Genomic DNA, 20,757 nt, shown 5'->3' on the forward strand with positions numbered 1-20,757 from the left:
TGCTGTGTAAAAGCACTTTTCATGTTTGATTTAGAACATTGGCGGATAAAATGCATCTTTGATATGCTCTATTTTAAATGCATTAGCTTCACCGACAACGGTAATGATATCAAAGCGGACAGGGGCATCAATACTGAAATGTTTGATGTAAGCATCAGCGGCTACTACAATATGGCGTACTTTCTGCCAGTTAACGGCATCTTGCGGTTCGATGTATTCTGTATTGCTGCGGGTTTTTACCTCCACCACGATTAATTGTCCATCCTTGACTGCCACAATGTCCAGCTCAAGACGATTTTTCCGCCAATTACGGTGACAGATAGTGTATCCGTTACATTCCAGATACGCCACTGCGGTGTCTTCTCCGGCCTTTCCGAGAGCATTGTGTGCTGCCATACCTGTATTCGTCTTTATTTTTAGCTGTTTCTATGCAAAAATACGTTTTTTCTGCTTTGTATTTACAGAAGTAAAACTAATTTTGCAGGAAATATGAGAAAGAGAGATAAAACGTGTGTGAAAGCAACACCTGAAGAGCCCAAACGCGAACAGCGCATTGTTTGCCTGATGAGCGAGGAAGAGCTACGGATTGTAGACCGTTATCTGGAAAAATACAAGATAACGAATAAATCGCGGTGGCTGCGGGAGACTATTCTCATGTTTATCCATAAGAATATGGAAGAAGATTATCCGACCCTTTTCGGTGAGCATGATATGAGACGATAAAGAGAATTCTTTAATTCTAATTAAATTGAAGCGGATGGACGATAACTATTATATGAAACAGGCGTTGATTGAAGCACGTAAGGCTTCCGAAAGGGGAGAAGTGCCCGTTGGCGCAGTCGTTGTATGCAAAGACCGTATTATAGCTCGCGCCCATAACTTAACGGAAACTTTGACTGATGTGACTGCTCACGCTGAAATGCAGGCTATTACTGCCGCAGCCTCTACTCTTGGCGGAAAATATCTGAATGAATGCACTCTTTATGTTACAGTAGAGCCTTGTGTTATGTGTGCGGGGGCGATTGCCTGGGCTCAGATGGGAAGGCTTGTGTTTGGTGCCGGAGATGAGAAACGTGGATATCAGCGTTATGCATCTCAGGCTTTGCATCCTAAGACAGTAGTTTTACAAGGTGTTTTAGCTGAAGACTGTGCGGCATTGATGAAAGATTTCTTTGCGGCAAAACGGCGTTGAGGCTGATATAAAAGATGATTTATTTGTCCTTTATAGAGTTTTTGTTGAATTCTCAATTTGCTTTTGAATAGAACTAAGTACAAATCGTCAAAAAAAACATGAATTTATCAAAAGTATTATCTCTTTGTTCTGTAATTCATTGTTATATAGTATATTAAATTTTTAAGTGAAAAATACTATTATATGGAATAGTATTACTTTATTAATGTGTACTTTTGTGTTATTAATGGTTGGGTAATAAAAAGAGATTTTTCATTAAGTTAAAAGTAGATGAACTTTTTTTATTACTTTCTATTTTGTGCATTTTGAGGGTGTAAAATAGCTTTTATGTCATTTAATTATATAAATAATTTGCAATATGTATAAGTTGATGCAGAAGGAAAATAAGAGTAGGACTATTACAAACTCTTTTGTTCAGAAGAAGGAAAAACACCAATATGACAAGGGGAATCTCTTGGAAATTGTAATGGAAGGAAAAAAAATGCAGGGGACATTACTAAATCAACTGAATGCGATGCAAAGAGTGAAGATAGATGTAGCCTTAACTGAGACTGAGTCTCAGAAGGATGGAATTTGTAATTTTAGGAAAGCCAAACCGAGATGTATTACTACTAAAGTTGCTCCTTCTCCCGGAAGTCTTGCGATAGTTGCAGGTGGAGGGTTTTGGGGATACACAGAGGATGAGTCTATTACACCTACTCTAAATGTGACTAGAGATGCTAAGGATCATTTGTGGAGGGCTAAATTAGTTCAGTTGCTAGGGAATTATTCGCTTCAGGCAACGTTATTGCCTGGTGTGACAGAAGTTACAGGACCCGGTGGAAATACTAATGCTGCAAATTGGAGAGCTCAAGTAGATGATTTGGAAAACCTTGGGGATACACCGACTAATGCTTGGTATATGGTGAAAGCGGTAGAGGAGCATGAAAAGATCCATGCTAATAGTTTGCTGCCTGCATTAATAGATGTGAGTGATAAAATAGAAAAGAAATTTAATGGACTGAATGTGCCAATGGCTGCACAAAATAAACAAACTGCACTATCGCAAATAAAAGGGCAAGCAGCTTATGTTAATGCAGTTCAAGATGCAAGGGATTTATGGGATGCTAAATATGTTGAATACATAGATAGAGATCACATGAATAGAACACCGGATGCTGAACATAAAATAGTTGATCCCATGATTAAACGTATTAAGGGGATAGCCAAGGCTAGGCAATGGTAACTTTGACTGTTTCCTAAGTTTCATTATTGTACCGAAGACTTTGTGTCCGAAAAAGGTAGTGGTAGTAAAGATATACTTGCCGATGACTATACCGTACTTATGAAGGTTTATAATAAATGTCGTTGAATTCTAATATAGTTCCTCTTTTTGATCTGTATTTCGTGTTTTATCCGTATATTTGACTACTTAACGGATCCTTAAAATGCATTATGTAATGGAATATCATCGTATATCTTTTATTCACAACGATACAGAGTATTCATTTATCAAAGCTATGAATGACAGATTAGTGGGATATGCCTTAATGTCTGCTTGTCGACTGGAAGTTCAAATTTATATGAAGGAGCATAATCTGAGAGGCAAATACATTCTTACCGGCATGGCAAAAATCTGATTATTCTTTAATTTCTTCAAAATCCACGTATTCTCCTTCATCTTTAGAGAAAAGTTTCTTGTGTTTTCTATGGATATCATTTCCAGAGGAAGTTGTTTCTCCGTTGGATTGCGAAGAATTATTCTGCTGTTGATCACCCGAGAAAGAATAACCTCCACCGGATTGATAACTTCCTCCGCCATTCTGGTAAGTACCTGAAGAACTACGGCGTTTCCCCAGTCCGAAAACAGTTCGGAGAACGGTGCCGATGATGCTGAGTCCGATGACCAGAATAACAACTATAATGATAAATAAAAATCCTAAGATGTGAAACATGGGCTAATCGTTTTTATATATTGTTCGTCTTACGAACGATAGTACAACAACCGTGCCAGAAGATTTGTTTAGAGCTTCTTTCTCACAAACCAGCACAGAATGATGTACCAGCCAATGACAGCTGCAAGTCCTACAAAGATGAGCAAAGGAATGCTGACTATCAAAAACAAATAACGGATTTTATTTTCTTCCCAAGAGAAATTCTTCAGTTTGAAGGCAAACATTGGGAATTCAGATACCAGTAACAGAGAGAATAATACGATGCAAATCAACAAACCATACAGGACTACTCCACCTTGTATCAGCCAATCATGGTATTGTGCCGCAGCTGCTGCCCAAAATAAGGTATTGGCAGGAGTATTCAGGCCGATGAATGAGCTGGTCTGGCGTTCGTCAATATTAAATTTAGCCAAACGCAATGCTGAAAATACAGCGATGAGGAAAGCAAAATAGGGAACATATTCTTGAAAACTGCTCATCCAGTAGGGATAAGTAGTTTCGCGCAATAAAGAGAATACAATTACTGAGGGTACTACTCCGAAGCTGACGTCATCTGCCAAAGAGTCCAATTCTTTTCCAATAGGAGAAGGAGCATTCAGCAACCGCGCTGACATTCCGTCGAAGAAGTCAAAAACAGCGCTGATAATAATGAAGATAAGAGCCCATTCATACTTGAACTCGAAAGCCATAACACATGCAATACAGCCTGAGAACAGATTCAGACATGTCAATGTATTGGGGATATGGCGGGTAATACAGTTAGGCATTGTTTAGTTATTTTAGTTTGGCTATCACAGTCTGGTTTCCTGTAGTGGTTTGTCCCATCTTTACGAACACTTCTGTACCCAACGGGAGATATACATCTACACGGGAACCGAATTTGATAAAGCCCATGTGTTCATCGATATAACAGTCTTCGCCGGGTTCGGCATAGGTGACGATGCGTCGTGCCATCGCTCCGGCAATCTGACGTGCCATTACTTCTACACCTTCGGGAGTTTCAATTACCACTGTAGAACGTTCGTTGTCCGTACTGGCTTTCGGTAACCAGGCTTTCATGAACTTCCCGTTATGATGGGCTACCTTCTTCACGGTTCCGTCTACCGGATACCAGTTAGCGTGTACATTGATAACACTCATAAAGATGGAAATCATGAGCCGACGATCGTGGAAGTATTCATTCTCATCCACTTCTTCTATGACTACTATTCTACCATCGGCAGGTGCCACCACAATCTTCTCGGTGTCTTCCTGGCCAAACAGGCGGATAGGGCATCGGAAAAAATTCACCAGCATTCCATACAGGACAATACTTACCACAGCTACGATATAGAATGGCAATTTGCATTCTAATCCAAAGTAGAGAGCGGAATTAACAACCAGTAGCAACAATAAACTGCCGGCCAGTGTATGTGTCCCCTCACGGTGAATTCGTATCTTTTTTAGTTTTTTTAGTCGACTCATGTAAGTTGTTTTATTCTTCGAATAGAAATTATCGGCAAAAATAGGCTTATTTTGAAAATCTAACAAGCATTTGGGGCGAGAAATGCAGATGTTGATAACTTTTAGGGAAATATTTTTGTTAGGTCTTATATACGTTGTACTTTTATGCTCTCAATTGAAAGGAGATATTTATGCAGGATTTTGTTCATTTGCACGTTCATACCCAGTACTCCCTCCTCGATGGTCAGGCCAGCGTAAGCGCGTTGGTGGACAAGGCTATGAAGGATGGAATGAAAGGGATAGCCGTGACTGACCACGGTAATATGTTCGGCATTAAAGAGTTCACAAATTACGTTAACAAGAAGAATGGCGGGCCGAAGGGAGAGATTAAAGATCTCAAAAAGCGGATAGCCGGTATTGAAAGTGGTGAGATAGCTTGCGAAGACAAAGACGCGGAACTTGCTGATTGTCGTGCGAAGCTTGCGGAAGCGGAAAATAAATTGTTCAAGCCGATAATCGGTTGTGAGATGTATGTGGCACGCCGCACCATGGATAAGAAAGAAGGTAAACCCGACCAGAGCGGTTGGCACTTGATTGTGTTGGCTAAGAATGAGAAAGGATACCATAATCTGATAAAATTGGTATCCAGAGCCTGGACAAAAGGATATTATATGCGTCCGCGTACAGACCGTAACGAACTGGAAAAGTATCATGAAGGATTGATCGTCTGTTCAGCTTGTATTGGTGGTGAGGTGCCTAAAAAGATACTTAACGACCAATTGGAAGATGCGGAAGAAGCCGTGCGTTGGTACAAAAATCTTTTTGGTGAAGATTATTATCTGGAGTTGCAACGTCATAAGGCAACCGTGCCCCGTGCCAATCACGAAGCTTATCCGCTACAGCAGAGGGCGAATGCCAAGCTGATAGAGTTTGCCAAAAAATACAATATCAAACTTATTTGCTCCAACGACGTTCATTTTGTAAACGAGGAACATGCTGAGGCACACGATCGTTTGATTTGTCTGAGTACGGGTAAAGATCTGGATGACCCTAAACGCATGCTTTATACCAAACAGGAGTGGATGAAGACAAAAGCTGAAATGAATGAATTATTTGCAGACATTCCCGAGGCTTTGTCCAATACGCTGGAAATCCTAAATAAGGTAGAATATTATTCAATCGATCATGCGCCTATCATGCCGACTTTTGCTATTCCTGAAGATTTCGGAACAGAAGAAGGGTATCGGCAAAAATATACTGAGAAGGATTTGTTTGATGAGTTCACTCAGGACGAAAATGGCAATGTGGTATTAAGTGAGGAGGATGCTAAGGCGAAAATCAAACGTTTAGGCGGATATGAAAAATTATATCGTATTAAACTAGAGGCAGACTATCTTGCCAAACTAACTTTTGACGGTGCTAAAGTCTTTTATGGTGACCCTTTGTCTGAAGAAGTAATGGAGCGATTGAAGTTTGAACTTCACATTATGAAGACAATGGGTTTCCCGGGATACTTCCTTATTGTACAGGACTTTATTGCTGCCGGGCGTAATATGGGTGTCTCGGTAGGTCCGGGACGTGGGTCAGCGGCCGGTTCGGCAGTAGCGTATTGCTTGCAGATTACAAAAATCGACCCCATTAAATATGACTTGCTGTTTGAGCGTTTCCTGAACCCCGACCGTATCTCCTTGCCTGATATCGATATCGACTTTGATGATGACGGACGTGGTGAAGTGCTTCGCTGGGTGACACAAAAGTACGGTCAGGAAAAAGTGGCGCATATTATCACATATGGTACGATGGCCACCAAACTTGCTATCAAGGACGTGGCCCGTGTGCAGAAACTTCCTCTGTCGGAGTCTGACCGTTTGGCCAAATTGGTTCCCGATAAGATACCTGATAAAAAGCTGAACCTGCGGAACGCTATTGATTATGTTCCTGAATTGCAGGCGGCTGAGGCTTCTCCCGATCCTTTGGTGCGTGATACGCTGAAATATGCCAAAATGCTGGAAGGTAACGTACGCGGTACGGGTGTGCATGCCTGCGGTACGATTATTTGTCGTGACGACATTACCGACTGGGTGCCTGTAAGTACGGCCGATGATAAAGAAACGGGTGAAAAGATGCTCGTTACTCAATATGAAGGTTCGGTAATTGAAGATACAGGCTTGATCAAGATGGACTTTCTGGGATTGAAAACATTGTCAATCATCAAGGAAGCCGTAGAGAATATTCGCCTGCACCGCAAGCTGGAGTTGAATATAGATAAAGTGCCTATTGACGATCCTGCTACTTATAAACTATATAGTGATGGACGTACGATTGGTACATTCCAGTTTGAGTCTGCCGGTATGCAGAAATATCTGCGTGAGTTGCAACCTTCTACTTTTGAAGACTTGATTGCAATGAATGCTCTCTATCGTCCGGGACCTATGGATTACATCCCGGATTTTATCGACCGTAAGCATGGGCGGAAACCGATTGAGTACGATATTCCTGTCATGGAGAAATACTTGAAGGATACGTATGGTATTACGGTATATCAGGAACAGGTGATGCTTTTGTCCCGTCTGTTGGCTGACTTCACTCGTGGTGAGTCCGATGCCTTGCGTAAAGCGATGGGTAAAAAGCTACGTGACAAACTGGATCACATGAAACCTAAGTTCGTTGAAGGCGGACGCAAGAACGGACATGATCCGAAAGTACTTGAAAAGATTTGGGGAGACTGGGAAAAGTTTGCATCCTATGCTTTTAACAAGTCTCATGCTACTTGCTATTCATGGGTAGCTTATCAGACGGCTTATCTGAAAGCTAATTACCCTGCCGAGTATATGGCAGCCGTAATGAGTCGAAGTTTGTCGAACATTACCGATATCACTAAGCTGATGGACGAATGTAAGGCTATGGGCATCAAAGTTCTTGGTCCGGATGTGAATGAGAGTAACTTGAAGTTCACCGTTAACCCGGAAGGAAATATACGTTTTGGCCTCGGTGCAGTGAAAGGTGTGGGCGAAGGTGCCGTGCTGAATATCATGGAAGAACGTGAGAAGAATGGTCCTTTCAAAGGTATATTCGACTTTGTGCAACGCGTCAATCTGACAGCTTGTAATAAGAAGAATCTGGAATGTCTGGCTCTGGCAGGAGGTTTCGATGAATTTCCGGAGTTGAAGCGCGAGCAATATTTTGCCGTGAACTCTAAGAATGAAGTTTTCTTGGAAACTTTGGTACGCTATGGTAACCGTTATCAGGCAGATCAGGCGGCTGCCGCCAACTCTTTGTTCGGTGGTGAGAATGTAGTTGACATAGCTACTCCTGAAATTCCTGAAGCTGAACGCTGGAGTGATCTGGATCGTCTGAACAGGGAACGTGATCTGGTGGGTATCTATCTTTCCGCTCATCCGCTGGATGAATATTCGGTTGTGTTGCAACATGTTTGCAATACGCGTATGGCTGAACTGGAAGACAAAGCGGCGCTTGCCGGTCGTGAAATAACGATGGGAGGAATTGTGACTTCCGTACGCCGGGGTATCAGTAAGAATGGTAATCCTTACGGCATTGCCAAGATTGAAGACTATTCCGGTTCGGCGGAACTTCCTTTCTTTGGTAATGACTGGGTAACCTATCAGGGGTATCTGGGTGAACGTACTTTCCTCTTTATAAAAGCGCGTTGCCAGCCTAAACAGTGGCGGCAGGATGAACTGGAAGTAAAGATTACCTCTATGGAATTGTTGCCGGATGTAAAGGAAAAGTTGATTTCCAAAATCACCATTCTGATACCGCTTTCCGTGCTGAACCAGGCTTTGGTTACAGAGCTTGCGGCGCTAATGAAAGGGAATCCCGGAACGACGGAACTTTATTTCAAAGTGAGTGATCCTGATAGTAAGACAGTGGTAGATATGATTTCCCGTCCAGTGAAACTTTCCGTAGGACGTGAGTTAATCTCTTATTTAAATGATCGTCCGGAACTGGAATTCCGGATAAATTAGTATCTTTGAACCGTCAACGGGATACCACAAAATGATGCCGGCTTGATACTTAATAATTAATACTTAATATTTAAAGAAATGGCTTTAGAAATTACAGACAGCAACTATAAGGAGATCCTTGCAGAGGGTAAGCCTGTAGTGATTGACTTTTGGGCCCCTTGGTGTGGTCCTTGTAAAATGGTAGGTCCTATCATTGAAGAATTGGCAGAGATGTACGAAGGACAGGTTCTCATCGGTAAGTGCGATGTAGACGAAAATGGCGATGTAGCTGCTGAATACGGTATTCGTAACATCCCTACTGTACTATTCTTCAAAAACGGTGAGTTGGTTGACAAACAGGTAGGTTCTGCTTCCAAATCAGCTTTTGATGATAAGATAAAAAAAATGCTCCTCTAAGGAGCATACTATAAATAAGGTATTAACCCTTAAAAAAACTAACTATTATGGGACTGGAAGACGATTTCTTAAAGGATGATCTCGATGACGAAAAAACCATCGAATACATCAAGAATTATTTGCCGCAGGAGTTAAAAGAGAAGTTCTCTGACGACGAATTCTATTATTTCCTCGATTTGATTGACGAGTATTATTCTGAAAGCGGCATTCTGGATGTAGAGCCGGACGAAGAAGGATGTGTCGAAGTGGATCTGGGGCAAATCGTGGATTACATCATCAAGGAAGCCCACAAAGACGAGATGGGTGACTATGATCCGGAAGAAATCCTGTTCGTGGTTCAAGGTGAACTGGAATATACGGAGTCATTGGATGATGATGAAGAATAGAAAGGTTCAGTTAAGTAAAAAAGGAGTCCGGACAGTTTGTTCGGACTTTTTTTGTGGAATTATTCCACACTTGTAGAGCAGGTTCTACACTCTTCATTATTCTTGTTAAGTCATTTAATGCGTTGGCTATGAATAATAAAGGTACAACCATCGAACTTTGGCACGCCAGTTGTGTTTTTTACTTATAGGGTTTTTAACATTAACATAAACAGAGAGCTTATGAAATCGTTTTTTAAGAAGAGAGAAATCAGAATAACGAAAAGGCAGGCAGTGATTGCCGCAATAGCTATAGTGGTGTTGGCAGCAATTTATTGGTTCGTTACCCACCGTCCGGCACCTGCACCGGATCTTCCGGTGGTAGCCGTGGAACCGGTGATACAGGATGACGTTGAAATCTATGGTGAATATGTAGGACGTGTCCGTGCCCAGCAGTTTGTAGAAGTCCGCGCCCGTGTAGAAGGGTATCTGGAAAATATGCTTTTTGAAGAGGGTACCTATGTGACGAAGAATCAGGTATTGTTTGTAATCAACCGCGACCAGTATGCCGCGAAGGCAGACAAGGCGCGTGCACAACTAAAAAAGGATGAGGCGCAGGTACGCAAGGCGCAGAATGACTTGGAGCGTATCCGTCCTTTATATGAGCAGAATGCTGCCAGTAGATTGGATTTGGATAATGCAGTGGCTGCCTATGAAACGGCTGAAGCAAGTGTTGCTATGAGTCAGGCTGATCTGGATCAGGCCGAGTTGGAATTGGGATATACCATTGTCCGCTCACCGCTTGCAGGGCATATCAGTGAACGATATGTAGACCTTGGTACACTGGTAGGTACGGGTGGTAAGTCATTGCTTGCTACCATTGTGAAGAGTGATACAGTACTGGTAGACTTCAGTATGACGGCATTGGATTACCTGAAAACCAAAGAGCGCAATGTGAATTTGGGACAGAAAGATTCTACCCGTTCCTGGCAGCCCAATATTTCTATAACACTGGCAGATAACACTGTTTATCCCTTCAAAGGTTTGGTGGACTTTGCCGAGCCGCAGGTTGACCCGCGCACCGGTACATTCTCTGTTCGTGCCGAAATGCCCAATCCGAAACATGTATTACTTCCGGGACAGTTCACTAAAGTGAAGCTCTTGCTGGATGTGCGGGAGAATGCGACAGTAGTTCCCCTGAAATCCGTTATCATCGAAAAAGGTGGTGCTTATGTGTTTGTAATGCGTCGTGATTCTACTGTAGAACGTCGTTTTATAGAACTAGGACCTGAATTCCAGAACCAGGTAGTAGTGGAGAGAGGTCTGGTGCCGGGTGAAACAATAGTGGTGGAAGGATATCACAAACTAAGCCCGGGTATAAAAGTTAAGGTTAACAATGCCCTGTTGAAGAAAGAAGACGAAGATCAAAGTCAGACACCGGATTCGGCTAAGACTGAAAAGTAATTGACGAACATAAAACAGACGCATATGAAAGTAAGTTTCTTTATAGACAGACCGGTATTCTCGGCTGTCATCTCCATACTGATTGTCATTGTGGGTATCATCGGGTTGACGATGCTCCCCATTGACCAATATCCTCAGATTACGCCACCGGTGGTGAAGATTAGTGCTTCATATCCCGGTGCCAGCGCACTGACAGTATCACAGGCGGTAGCTACACCTATCGAACAAGAATTGAATGGAACACCGGGAATGCTCTACATGGAGTCCAACAGTTCCAATTCCGGTGGTTTTTCCGCTACAGTGACATTTGATATTTCTGCCGACCCCGATTTGGCGGCAGTAGAAATACAGAACCGTTTGAAACTGGCCGAGTCCCGTCTTCCGGCAGAAGTGGTACAGAACGGTATATCCGTAGAAAAACAGGCGGCCAGCCAGTTAATGACTATCTGTCTGATGTCTTCCGACCCGAAGTTTGATGAAATATATCTGAGTAACTTCGCTACACTGAACGTACTCGATTTGCTTCGTCGTATTCCAGGTGTAGGGCGTGTCTCCAATATTGGTAGCCGCTACTATGCAATGCAGATTTGGGTGCAACCGGACAAATTGGCAAACTTCGGACTGACCGTAGCCGATTTGCAGAATGCTCTGAAAGATCAGAACCGTGAGTCCGCAGCCGGTGTGCTGGGGCAACAACCTGTACAAGGATTGGATATTACCATTCCCATTACGACCCAGGGGCGTCTTTCTACTGTAGGGCAGTTTGAAGAAATCGTAGTTCGTGCGAATGCGGATGGTTCCATTGTTCGTTTGCGCGACGTGGCACGCATCTCGCTGGAGGCGTCCTCATACAATACGGAGAGTAGTATAAACGGTGAAAATGCAGCGGTGTTAGGCATTTATATGCTTCCGGGCGCCAATGCTATGGAAGTGGCGGAGAATGTGAAGAAGGCGATGAATGAAATCAGCAGTAACTTCCCTGACGGATTGAGCTACGAGATTCCGTTTGATATGACGACATACATTTCGGAGTCCATTCACGAAGTATATAAGACTTTGTTTGAAGCATTGATACTGGTAATTATTGTGGTATTCCTGTCACTGCAAAGCTGGCGTGCCACACTTATTCCGATTGTGGCAGTGCCTATCTCCCTGATTGGTACGTTCGGTTTCATGCTGATATTCGGTTTTTCGCTCAATATCCTTACATTGCTTGGATTGGTACTTGCTATCGGTATTGTGGTGGACGATGCTATTGTGGTTGTGGAGAATGTAGAGCGCATTATGCACGAAGAGAAACTGCCACCTTACGAAGCTACGAAAAAAGCGATGGAGGGATTGACGGGTGCAATTATTGCGACGTCTCTGGTATTGGCGGCTGTGTTTGTACCGGTTAGTTTCTTGGGTGGTATCACAGGGCAGCTTTATCGTCAATTCACGGTGACAATTGTGGTTTCCGTATTACTTTCTACGGTGGTTGCATTGACTTTGAGCCCGGTGATGTGTTCGTTGATATTGAAACCGGAATCGCATAAGCGAAAGAATATCGTATTCCGTTATATCAACTATGCGCTGAATATGGGCAATCGTAAATATGTCCGTCAGATTTCACGAGTGATAGGGAATCCTCGCAGAGTATTGGCTGCATTTGGTGTGGTACTGGTAGCCATCTTATTGATAAACCGCCTGATACCGACCAGTTTCTTACCCGTGGAAGATCAGGGTTACTTCAAAGTGGAACTGGAATTGCCTGAAGGTGCGACACTGGAGCGTACACGTACCGTGTCAGAGCGTGCAGTGGAGTATCTGATGCTGAACCCGGCTGTAGAGTATGTACAGAGCGTAGTGGGTAGCAGTCCTCGTGTAGGCAGCAGCCAGGCACGTAGCGAACTGACGGTTATTATGAAGCCGTGGGGTGCGCGTGACGGACAAACCATTGACGAGGTGATGGCACAAGTGAAAAAGGATTTGCAGGAATATCCCGAGTGTAAAGTCTATCTTTCCACACCACCGGTTATCCCGGGATTGGGAAGTTCGGGTGGTTTCGAAATGCAGCTTGAGGCACGTGGAGATGCCACATTCGATAATCTGGTGCAGGCTACGGATACATTGATGTATTATGCATCGCAGCGTAAGGAGTTATCCGGACTGTCATCATCTTTACAGGCGGATATTCCGCAACTCTATTTCGACGTGGATCGTGATAAGGTAAAACTGGCGGGAGTGCCGTTGGCAGATGTCTTTTCAACCATGAAGGCTTATACCGGTTCGGTATATGTGAACGACTTCAATATGTTCAATCGTATCTACCGTGTATACATTCAGGCTGAAGCGCCTTATCGGGAACACAAAGAAAATATCAACCTGTTTTTTGTACGTGGGGCGGATAATGTAATGATACCGTTGACTTCTCTCGGAACCACTTCCTATACCACGGGACCGGGTAGCATCAAACGTTTCAATATGTTCAACAGTGCCGTAATTCGTGGCGGAGCAGCGGATGGTTACAGTTCCGGTCAGGCCATGGAAATCATTGAGCAGATAGCTCGCGAACACTTGCCGGAAAATATAGGTGTGGAATGGAGTGGACTTTCTTATCAGGAGAAACAGGCCGGAGGACAGACAGCAATGGTATTGGCATTGGTATTCCTGTTCGTATTCCTCTTCCTGGCAGCACTTTACGAAAGCTGGACAGTGCCCATTGCGGTGTTGCTTTCATTGCCTATTGCCGCGTTGGGAGCCTACCTCGGAGTGTGGTTGTGTGGATTGGAGAACGATGTCTATTTCCAGATCGGATTGGTAATGCTGGTTGGTCTGGCGGCGAAGAACGCGATTCTGATTGTAGAATTCGCCAAAGAACAAGTAGACCGTGGAGCGAATGTGGTTAAGGCGGCTTTACATGCATCACAGCTGCGCTTCCGTCCTATCCTGATGACGTCATTGGCATTTATTCTCGGTATGTTGCCGATGGTTATTGCCAGCGGACCGGGTTCGGCAAGCCGTCAGGCTATTGGTACCGGTGTATTCTTTGGAATGATTTTAGCTGTGACGTTAGGCATTCTTTTGGTACCGTTCTTCTTTGTACTGATTTATAAGGCGAAGGCAAAAGCGAAGAGTACGAATATTAAGAAAGTTACGAAGCGATTTAAACGATAAGTTATGAAAAGAAAATATACAATATATTACATGATGGCGTTGGTGCTGTTGTTCAGTTCATGCCAGTTGGGTAAACATTATGTACGTCCGGAACTGAACCTGCCTGGGCAGCTTGACTCAACGGAACAGGACACGCTCTCTATTGCCGACCGGCAATGGTGGGAACTCTACACCGATACTACGTTGCAAGCGCTCATAGAGCGGACGCTCGAATATAATAAGGATATGAAGATAGCTGCCGCGCGAGTGAAGGAGCTGGCAGCAATGAAACGCATAGATTTTGCTAATCTTTTCCCGCAAGTTAGTGGTAAGTTGTATGCAGACAAGGAAGCGGAGAACTATGGTGGAGACAATTATGATTCGGACCGTAGCTATGAAGCAAAGGCAATCGTCTCATGGGAAGTGGACCTTTGGGGAAACTTGCGTTGGGCGAAAGATAAGAGTATGGCGGATTTTTGGGGTTCGATAGAAGCGCAACGGGCACTGAAAATGAGCCTGGTGGCAGAAGTGGCCCAGGCGTATTTTGAACTGGTGGCTTTGGATAATGAACTGGCTATTGTTCGTCAGACACTGAATGCCCGTAAAGAAGGTGTGCGGTTAGCAAAGCTTCGTTTTGAAGGCGGACTTACCTCGGAAACCTCTTATCAACAGGCACAGGTGGAATTTGCACGTACTGCAACGCTGGTACCGGATCTGGAGCGAAAGATTTCCATTAAGGAGAATGACATTGCTTTCCTGGCAGGTGAATATCCACGGAAGATAGAACGTTCGGTGTTGCCCGAAGAGGTGAAATTGCCGGAAAACCTTCCTGTAGGACTTCCGTCTACATTGCTGGAACGCCGTCCGGATGTACGTCAGGCGGAACAGAAATTGATTGCGGCAAATGCGACAGTAGGCCTTGCGTATACTAATATGTTTCCCCGTCTGGCTCTGACGGCACATTATGGTTTGGAGAGTGCTGAATTCTCTGATTTCCTGAAATCACCCTATCATTTTCTGAGTGGTTCCTTGCTGACGCCGTTGTTTGCGATGGGTAAGAACCGGGCGATGCTGAAAGCTAAGAAAGCTGCGTACGAACAGGAGGTTTACTCTTACGAGAAATCAGTGCTGACGGCTTTCAAGGATGTGCGGAATGCAATTGTAGATTTCAATAAGATAAAGGATATTTATGAGTCGCGCCTGCAACTGGAACAAGCCGCGCAAACCAATGTGGAGTTGGCTCAGTTGCAGTATATCAATGGCGTAATCGGATATCTGGACGTGCTGGATGCGCAACGTGGATATTTCGACGCGCAAATCGGATTGAGCAATGCGATACGGGATAAGCAGATCACACTGGTGCGGCTGTATAAGGCACTTGGCGGGGGATGGCGGTAGCTGCCTGTGCGGACACCCTGCACAGGTCTATGCGGACACCCTGCATAGGTCTATGCGGACACCCTGCATAGGTCTATGCGGGCACCCTGCATAGGTCTATGCGGGCACCCTGCATAGTACGGCATCATCCCCTTGGCGTGTTCAGGAAGAAGAATACGGACATTGCGATGAGAATCACTCCCAGTACGCCATAGAATAACCGGGCACGCTGCCGTCCTACACTCTTTACGGCGAACTGTGTGTTGCGGGCAGTGAAAAACCACTCCCAGTCAAACACAGCCGCCAGTAATGAGATGCTGCCGGCTACCGCGAATATACCTTGTACGATGTATTGGCTCATAAGCTATTAATCCGGATTTTCCATTGTCAACCTGCGCGAACCGTCTTCCTGTTCCTCAATAGTCACTTTTATGGTATTGCCCGGTAGCAGTTCCTCCACCAGTTCCGGCCATTCGATGAAACAGAGTGCGCCACTGTAGAAGTAATCTTCGTATCCCATATCATATACTTCTTCCAGCTTCTTGATCCGGTAGAAGTCGAAATGGTAGATCAATTCTCCCGCTATGTCCGAACGATACTCATTGATAACGGCAAAGGTGGGTGACGTAACGACATCTTCAACGCCCAACTCCTGGCAAAGTGCCTTGATAAAAGTCGTTTTACCGGCTCCCATTTTACCATAGAGAGCGAAAACAGTATTGTCACCCATAGCGGCGATGAACTCGCGGGCGGCTTCATGGATATGGTCCAGAGATTGAATTTTAATTTCCATACTATATTTAATTATGATTTTACTTTCAGTTTCGTCCACTCAGTGTGATAAGTGGGATAATCATCTCTTCCATCGAAATGCCTCCATGCTGGAAGGTATCGGTGTAGTAGCTGACGTAGTGGTTGTAATTATTAGGATAGGCAAAGAAATCCCGGCCTGTGGCGAAGATATAGCGTGTACTCACGTTGGGTGAGGGGAGGTGTATCTCAGAAGGGCGGGTGATTTCAAACACCTGTTTGGGATTGTATGCCATGTTGCGTGACAGTTTATATCGCAGGTTGGCATTGATTTCTTTACTGTTGCTTTGCACTTTTATCGGGTTGTCTACGCGAATGCTACCGTGATCGGTGGTGATGATAACCCGGTACTGACGACTGGCAAGCGCTTTCAGCAAGTCACTCAGTGGTGAGTGGCGAAACCAGGAAAGGGTGATACTACGGTAGGCTGCCTCGGTAGAGGCGAGTTCGCGTATCATTTTGCTTTCCGTTCGGCTGTGGCTCAACATGTCGATAAAATTGAATACGGCAACATTGAGGTCATTCTGTGCTAAGGCGGGAAGTTGTGCCAGCAGACGTTCTGCACCGGAAGCATCATTAATTTTATGGTAAGAGAAGGTGTCACTGCGGCGATAACGTTCGATAATGGTACGTATCAGTGGGGCTTCATTCAGGTTTTTGTTTTCTTCTTCGTCCTCATCTATCCATAATTCGGGAAAAAGCTTGGCTATCTGGTCAGGCATCAGTCCGGAAAAGATGGCATTGCGGGCATATTGCGTGGCGGTGGGCAGAATACTGAAATAGAGTTGTTCTTCAATGTTGAATAAGCCGGATAGCTCATTGGCAAGAACGCGCCATTGGTCGTACCGGAAATTATCAAGTACAATAAAGAAAATCTTTTTCCCTTTGTCCAGCAGAGGGAAAAGGATGCGTTTGAAAAGATCCGGGCTCATCAGAGGGCGGTCGGTGTTTTCCGAAGAGGGCTTGCGTGTGTTAGTTGCCCCTTTCTCGTCTGATACCCAGTTGGCATAGTTTTTCTTTATGAATTTGGCAAAGGCAGAATTGGCTTCTGCTTTCTGCATGGCAAGCATCTCGCTCATGGGACTGTCTGTAGCTTCCAATTCCAGTTCCCAGTATACCAGGCGGCGATACAATTCCATCCAGTCTGTTGCTGTCAGCGAGTCATTGATTTGCATGCCTATCTTACCGAAATTTTGTTGATAACCGGTTTGTGCGGCTTCGCTGACTATATCCCGACGATGCAGATTCTTCTTTAGCGACAACAATATCTGGTTAGGATTGACGGGTTTGATCAGGTAATCCGCAATTTTTTGTCCGATAGCCATATCCATGATGTTCTCTTCTTCACTCTTGGTGATCATGACAACGGGGACGGTGGGGCAGATTTCTTTTATTAATGCCAGAGTTTGCAGACCACTCAGTCCGGGCATGTTTTCGTCCAGAAAGATTAGGTCGTAGGTTGTAGCGCGGCAGCGGTCGAGTGCATCCTGTCCGTTGGTTACGGTATCTACTTCGTAGCCTTTGCCTTCCAAAAACAGGATGTGCGGTCGCAACAAACTGATTTCATCGTCCACCCAAAGTAATCTATCTCTCTTCATATCTGTTAGTTTTTTAGCTACAAGCTACAAGCTACGAGTATAGCGCGGCAACTTGTAGCTCGTAACTCGTCACTGTTTCACTCGCCAAAGATAACACCATTTTCCGGGTCGTCCTCTTCCGTAGGCAGATTTTCTTCTCTCTGTCGTTCTTCTTCCTCTGTCGGCAGGTTCAGCAGAGGTTCATCCAGTGTATAGCCTTTTAGTTCCGGTTCCGGTATGGAAGAGAAATGTGTACGGTAGAAGGCATCATAATCATCGAAACTATATTGTTTGATTAATTGCGCATAGTTGGTCTCCGAGATGAGTATAGCACGCATACCACTGAGCCGTGCCGCCATTTCGGGATTTGCATAAAGTCGGTGGAAATACTGCTGTGTTTCATCGTAATTGTTGAACGGACGAATTTGCAACATACCGATACCCCGTTCGTGAGCAAATGCAAGGTCGAAGTTCTTAACCAGGAAAGTGGAGAAATTATAGCGTGCCACTTCAAACAGAAGCATATTCTCGTTTACTTTTCCTTCTTCATAAGCAAGGATAAAGAGGAACGGTACATTGCGCTCTGTGCTGAAAGCACTGTCTGGTGGGAGAATAGCGGCACTGCTCAAACTGTCACCCAGTAGATTGCCTGCTTCGGCCAGTTCGGCATTCCGGCGTTGCCAGATAGAACCGAATGTATGGCTGTCACGGGCCAGCAGACGCCCTTCCTGTACGCCTTTCAGTATATGGGCGGCCAGATCGGTGATTTCATTCTGCGGATATTGTTGTACAAGTTCTTTTAGAGTGGCGAGGAACCGTTCAGTTTCTCCTCCTTGCAGTCGGGTGACGGCTTCGAGGAACATAAACTTCGGGCGGTGTTGCCCTAATGGATATATTTCGGAAGAAAGATGTTCGGCAGCCCGCACGGTGGCTGTGTCGCCCATCTGGAAATGCTCATAAGCACGGACATAGAGTGAATCTTCGCGTTGTTTACCATGTATGGCATTCTCTGCGAAATCCGGGTCAGCCAGTGTCTTGGCATAACGGCTTTCGGGGAATCGGGCGATAAGTTCGGCTTTATATTTTTCAGCGGAACTGCCTTTTTTCTCATAATATTCTATAGCCAATTCCGTCAGGAATAACTGATAATAGGCTTCATCAGCTTGCGCGAAGTCCGGGAACTGCCGGATGAGCCTTTCGAACATGGCTTCTGCCCGTCGGAAATCGTGCATACGATCCTTGAAAACCATTCCGGCACCGTATAAAGCTTCCGATAGCAATGCGTTGGATGCCTGCATGGCCTCTTCTGTCAATGGGATCTGTGCCAGATAGTATTCCGGACGATGCGTGTCGTTGGCGATACTGTCGGCAGTTCCCTTTTTAGAATCTTCTTTGGGGGATACAGGACTTTCTGTGGTTTCATTTTCCTGACTGTTCCGGATACTGTCTTTGGGGGTAATATCTTCCGGTTCACTGTAATCTACCTCTTCAAAATCGTCCAGTGCAACCACAGTTTTGTTTTTCCTTCGCCAGTTGTCTTCCAGTTTTCTGCGTCCCCACAAACGTTGGAACTCTGCTTTTCCCTGTTCCACTAATTGTGGATTATAAAAATACCAATCCTGTTTTCCGCCTATTGCCGGCTGGGTAGTTTGTGAAGTAGTGGTATTGCCTTGCCCCGGTTTGCTGATAATCGAAGTTGCAGGTAACTGACTTTCCGCTTCTTCCCGCATCTGCAGGCGGTTTGTTTCCCGCTCTGCTTCTTCGGCCGCCTTGCGTTCGGCTTCCTCCCGGGCGATGACCTGTGCAATGATGTTTTCTATGACGGCCATTCGTTCCGCCTCCGGCATCCCGGCAAGGTGCTGCAAACTATCCTGCAACTGTATGGTATTGGTATGAGGTACCAGTTCGTCCAATATTTCCGAACGGGTGGTAATGTCGGCATATTCCCGGTGTGTCTTATCTATCAATCCTATTGCCTCTGCATATGCTTTCTGCGCTTCGGCATAGCGTGCCTGCTGCCAGTACAAGTTTCCTAATGTCAGTTGAAGAATTCCTTTCTCCACACCATTACGGGTGCTCTTTTCTATTCCTTTGTGGTATGCGGAAAGAGCCTGCGCCGTGTCTTTCCCGGCCAGGTAAACATTACCCAATGCATAGTAAATCTGATCCAGATACTCTTCGTTTTTCTCGTCTTTGCTCAGCCGCAGTAGCTTTCCTGTTATCTTACGGCTATTGGCGGTGGGCATCACTTCCGTCTGGCGGATACGGGCACTCAGTGCCAGTTCGTACGGAGGGTTGAGACGAATTACTTTGCTGTATGATTGATAAGCTTGTTCCGGTTGTTGCAATAGCTGGTAAGTCTGTCCCAAGAGATAATAGCATCGCGCTTTTTGCTGCTTGTTCTTCTCGTTTTTGGCGGTTTTTTCCAAATGGGGGATGGCTTCTTTGTATCGCTGACTGCCCAACAGGTAGTTTCCTGTTGCCGAAGCATAAGGGACTGCCAGTGATAGCGGCAGACTATCGTTATTTATCCGGTTCAGAGCATCTTCAGCATCGTATTGCCAGCCCAGAGCTGAGTAGCAGCGGGATAGCCAGATCAGAGCTTCGGAAGTGATGCTCGTCTGTCCGTCATAGAGGCGCACGATATAAGAAAAGGTTGAGGCAGCTTCCGGGAAATCTCCTTTCTGATATTGTGCTTTTCCCAATAGCAGCCATGCACGGTGTATGAAAGGATTGAACTCCCGACGTGCCAGCCATTTTTTGTATTCGTCCGTGTATGCCCGTCCTGGTTTACGTATGGGGCGTCGCTTGATAGAATGCTGACGAATGGCTTTTTGCGCTTTCTCAATGGCTCGCTCATAGTCGGAAGTACCGATACCTGTAGTTTCTTTATTGCCGATGGGATAGAGGGGGAGCATTTCCATGTAGTTATCCTTATTCCCTTGTTGCTGTGCCTGCAATCCGGCTTTATAAGCTTCGTTTCCGTTGAAGTAGACATTGTAACGGGTGGTTAGGGCATGATAGAAGCGTGTGCCGGCTGTATTCTTTCGGGTAGAACATCCGGTAATGAGCATCAAAGTG

Annotated in this window: 18 protein-coding genes; 10 read left to right on the forward strand and 8 right to left on the reverse strand. The window is 44.9% G+C overall.

Going from position 1 to position 20,757, the window contains the following annotated elements; all coding sequences use genetic code 11:
- Positions 1 to 30: 30 nt before the first annotated feature.
- Positions 31 to 396 carry a YraN family protein gene (locus K6V21_RS10230; RefSeq protein ID WP_217714764.1) on the reverse strand — a complete coding sequence of 122 codons (366 nt, stop codon included), beginning with the start codon at positions 394 to 396 and terminating at the stop codon, positions 31 to 33.
- A gap of 93 nt (positions 397 to 489) precedes the next feature.
- Here K6V21_RS10230 and K6V21_RS10235 point away from each other — a divergent pair, with 93 nt between their 5' ends.
- The 4 genes from K6V21_RS10235 (at position 490) to K6V21_RS26730 (ending at position 2,811) form a co-directional block, all read left to right on the forward strand.
- Complete coding sequence (locus K6V21_RS10235; RefSeq protein WP_217714763.1) at positions 490 to 723, forward strand: hypothetical protein; 234 nt, start codon at positions 490 to 492, stop codon at positions 721 to 723.
- A gap of 34 nt (positions 724 to 757) precedes the next feature.
- Positions 758 to 1,192 carry a nucleoside deaminase gene (locus tag K6V21_RS10240; RefSeq protein ID WP_224321699.1) on the forward strand — a complete coding sequence of 145 codons (435 nt, stop codon included), beginning with the start codon at positions 758 to 760 and terminating at the stop codon, positions 1,190 to 1,192.
- A 358-nt stretch (positions 1,193 to 1,550) separates the two neighbouring features.
- Entirely contained in the window at positions 1,551 to 2,417 is an 867-nt protein-coding gene (locus K6V21_RS10245; RefSeq protein ID WP_224321700.1) for a hypothetical protein, read from the forward strand.
- Between the two features lie 214 nt (positions 2,418 to 2,631).
- Positions 2,632 to 2,811: a hypothetical protein gene (locus K6V21_RS26730; protein WP_044269634.1), complete on the forward strand. Its 180-nt coding sequence runs from the start codon at positions 2,632 to 2,634 to the stop codon at positions 2,809 to 2,811.
- Here the strand turns inward: K6V21_RS26730 and K6V21_RS10250 are convergent, their stop codons facing one another.
- The 3 genes from K6V21_RS10250 to K6V21_RS10260 form a co-directional block, all read right to left on the reverse strand.
- Positions 2,812 to 3,126, reverse strand: coding sequence for a DUF4834 family protein (locus K6V21_RS10250; RefSeq protein ID WP_217714761.1), 315 nt, complete (start codon positions 3,124 to 3,126; stop codon positions 2,812 to 2,814). It lies immediately after the preceding gene.
- Positions 3,127 to 3,194: 68 nt separating this feature from the next.
- Positions 3,195 to 3,893 (reverse strand): CDP-diacylglycerol--serine O-phosphatidyltransferase, encoded by a 699-nt coding sequence (pssA, locus tag K6V21_RS10255; protein ID WP_224321701.1) that lies wholly within the window; start codon positions 3,891 to 3,893, stop codon positions 3,195 to 3,197.
- Positions 3,894 to 3,900: 7 nt separating this feature from the next.
- A complete protein-coding gene (locus K6V21_RS10260; protein ID WP_007219622.1) occupies positions 3,901 to 4,590 on the reverse strand; it encodes a phosphatidylserine decarboxylase family protein in 690 nt (229 codons plus the stop codon).
- Between the two features lie 170 nt (positions 4,591 to 4,760).
- On the opposite strand from K6V21_RS10260, the gene dnaE reads away from it, so the two are divergent.
- The 6 genes from dnaE to K6V21_RS10290 all read left to right on the forward strand — a co-directional run bounded on the left by dnaE (position 4,761) and on the right by K6V21_RS10290 (position 15,310).
- Positions 4,761 to 8,555 (forward strand): DNA polymerase III subunit alpha, encoded by a 3,795-nt coding sequence (gene dnaE, locus K6V21_RS10265; protein ID WP_224321702.1) that lies wholly within the window; start codon positions 4,761 to 4,763, stop codon positions 8,553 to 8,555.
- Positions 8,556 to 8,633: 78 nt separating this feature from the next.
- On the forward strand, positions 8,634 to 8,951 hold the full coding sequence (gene trxA, locus K6V21_RS10270) for a thioredoxin (protein WP_007212267.1): 318 nt from the start codon (positions 8,634 to 8,636) through the stop codon (positions 8,949 to 8,951).
- A gap of 47 nt (positions 8,952 to 8,998) precedes the next feature.
- Positions 8,999 to 9,337, forward strand: coding sequence for a hypothetical protein (locus K6V21_RS10275; protein ID WP_007212268.1), 339 nt, complete (start codon positions 8,999 to 9,001; stop codon positions 9,335 to 9,337).
- Between the two features lie 219 nt (positions 9,338 to 9,556).
- Entirely contained in the window at positions 9,557 to 10,777 is a 1,221-nt protein-coding gene (locus K6V21_RS10280) for an efflux RND transporter periplasmic adaptor subunit (protein WP_217714758.1), read from the forward strand.
- 24 nt (positions 10,778 to 10,801) lie between these two features.
- Positions 10,802 to 13,933 carry an efflux RND transporter permease subunit gene (locus K6V21_RS10285; protein ID WP_217714757.1) on the forward strand — a complete coding sequence of 1,044 codons (3,132 nt, stop codon included), beginning with the start codon at positions 10,802 to 10,804 and terminating at the stop codon, positions 13,931 to 13,933.
- Between the two features lie 3 nt (positions 13,934 to 13,936).
- Positions 13,937 to 15,310: an efflux transporter outer membrane subunit gene (locus K6V21_RS10290; protein WP_224321703.1), complete on the forward strand. Its 1,374-nt coding sequence runs from the start codon at positions 13,937 to 13,939 to the stop codon at positions 15,308 to 15,310.
- Between the two features lie 124 nt (positions 15,311 to 15,434).
- On the opposite strand, the gene K6V21_RS10295 is transcribed toward K6V21_RS10290, so the two are convergent.
- The 4 genes from K6V21_RS10295 to K6V21_RS10310 form a co-directional block, all read right to left on the reverse strand.
- Positions 15,435 to 15,650 (reverse strand): immunity 17 family protein, encoded by a 216-nt coding sequence (locus tag K6V21_RS10295; RefSeq protein ID WP_224321704.1) that lies wholly within the window; start codon positions 15,648 to 15,650, stop codon positions 15,435 to 15,437.
- A gap of 6 nt (positions 15,651 to 15,656) precedes the next feature.
- Complete coding sequence (gene tsaE, locus K6V21_RS10300) at positions 15,657 to 16,082, reverse strand: tRNA (adenosine(37)-N6)-threonylcarbamoyltransferase complex ATPase subunit type 1 TsaE (protein WP_224321705.1); 426 nt, start codon at positions 16,080 to 16,082, stop codon at positions 15,657 to 15,659.
- A gap of 25 nt (positions 16,083 to 16,107) precedes the next feature.
- The gene (locus tag K6V21_RS10305) at positions 16,108 to 17,697 is read right to left on the reverse strand and encodes a bifunctional response regulator/alkaline phosphatase family protein (protein ID WP_217714754.1); all 1,590 of its coding nucleotides are present in this window, start codon (positions 17,695 to 17,697) and stop codon (positions 16,108 to 16,110) included.
- 77 nt (positions 17,698 to 17,774) lie between these two features.
- Complete coding sequence (locus tag K6V21_RS10310; RefSeq protein WP_408912872.1) at positions 17,775 to 20,750, reverse strand: tetratricopeptide repeat protein; 2,976 nt, start codon at positions 20,748 to 20,750, stop codon at positions 17,775 to 17,777.
- Between the last annotated feature and the right edge of the window lie 7 nt (positions 20,751 to 20,757).

This window comes from Bacteroides cellulosilyticus (genome assembly GCF_020091405.1).
In the GTDB taxonomy this organism is placed as follows: Bacteria; Bacteroidota; Bacteroidia; order Bacteroidales; family Bacteroidaceae; genus Bacteroides.

What these genes read in the sequence shown, in the direction of transcription:
- K6V21_RS10275 (WP_007212268.1), top strand. Translation starts at nt 8,999, where the DNA reads ATGGGACTGGAAGACGATTTCTTAAAGGATGATCTCGATGACGAAAAA.
- tsaE (WP_224321705.1), bottom strand. Translation starts at nt 16,082, where the DNA reads ATGGAAATTAAAATTCAATCTCTGGACCATATCCATGAAGCCGCCCGC.
- K6V21_RS10285 (WP_217714757.1), top strand. Translation starts at nt 10,802, where the DNA reads ATGAAAGTAAGTTTCTTTATAGACAGACCGGTATTCTCGGCTGTCATC.
- K6V21_RS10250 (WP_217714761.1), bottom strand. Translation starts at nt 3,126, where the DNA reads ATGTTTCACATCTTAGGATTTTTATTTATCATTATAGTTGTTATTCTG.
- K6V21_RS10310 (WP_408912872.1), bottom strand. Translation starts at nt 20,750, where the DNA reads ATGCTCATTACCGGATGTTCTACCCGAAAGAATACAGCCGGCACACGC.
- K6V21_RS10295 (WP_224321704.1), bottom strand. Translation starts at nt 15,650, where the DNA reads ATGAGCCAATACATCGTACAAGGTATATTCGCGGTAGCCGGCAGCATC.
- dnaE (WP_224321702.1), top strand. Translation starts at nt 4,761, where the DNA reads ATGCAGGATTTTGTTCATTTGCACGTTCATACCCAGTACTCCCTCCTC.
- K6V21_RS10235 (WP_217714763.1), top strand. Translation starts at nt 490, where the DNA reads ATGAGAAAGAGAGATAAAACGTGTGTGAAAGCAACACCTGAAGAGCCC.
- K6V21_RS10260 (WP_007219622.1), bottom strand. Translation starts at nt 4,590, where the DNA reads ATGAGTCGACTAAAAAAACTAAAAAAGATACGAATTCACCGTGAGGGG.
- K6V21_RS26730 (WP_044269634.1), top strand. Translation starts at nt 2,632, where the DNA reads ATGGAATATCATCGTATATCTTTTATTCACAACGATACAGAGTATTCA.
- K6V21_RS10290 (WP_224321703.1), top strand. Translation starts at nt 13,937, where the DNA reads ATGAAAAGAAAATATACAATATATTACATGATGGCGTTGGTGCTGTTG.
- pssA (WP_224321701.1), bottom strand. Translation starts at nt 3,893, where the DNA reads ATGCCTAACTGTATTACCCGCCATATCCCCAATACATTGACATGTCTG.
- K6V21_RS10280 (WP_217714758.1), top strand. Translation starts at nt 9,557, where the DNA reads ATGAAATCGTTTTTTAAGAAGAGAGAAATCAGAATAACGAAAAGGCAG.
- trxA (WP_007212267.1), top strand. Translation starts at nt 8,634, where the DNA reads ATGGCTTTAGAAATTACAGACAGCAACTATAAGGAGATCCTTGCAGAG.
- K6V21_RS10245 (WP_224321700.1), top strand. Translation starts at nt 1,551, where the DNA reads ATGTATAAGTTGATGCAGAAGGAAAATAAGAGTAGGACTATTACAAAC.
- K6V21_RS10240 (WP_224321699.1), top strand. Translation starts at nt 758, where the DNA reads ATGGACGATAACTATTATATGAAACAGGCGTTGATTGAAGCACGTAAG.
- K6V21_RS10230 (WP_217714764.1), bottom strand. Translation starts at nt 396, where the DNA reads ATGGCAGCACACAATGCTCTCGGAAAGGCCGGAGAAGACACCGCAGTG.
- K6V21_RS10305 (WP_217714754.1), bottom strand. Translation starts at nt 17,697, where the DNA reads ATGAAGAGAGATAGATTACTTTGGGTGGACGATGAAATCAGTTTGTTG.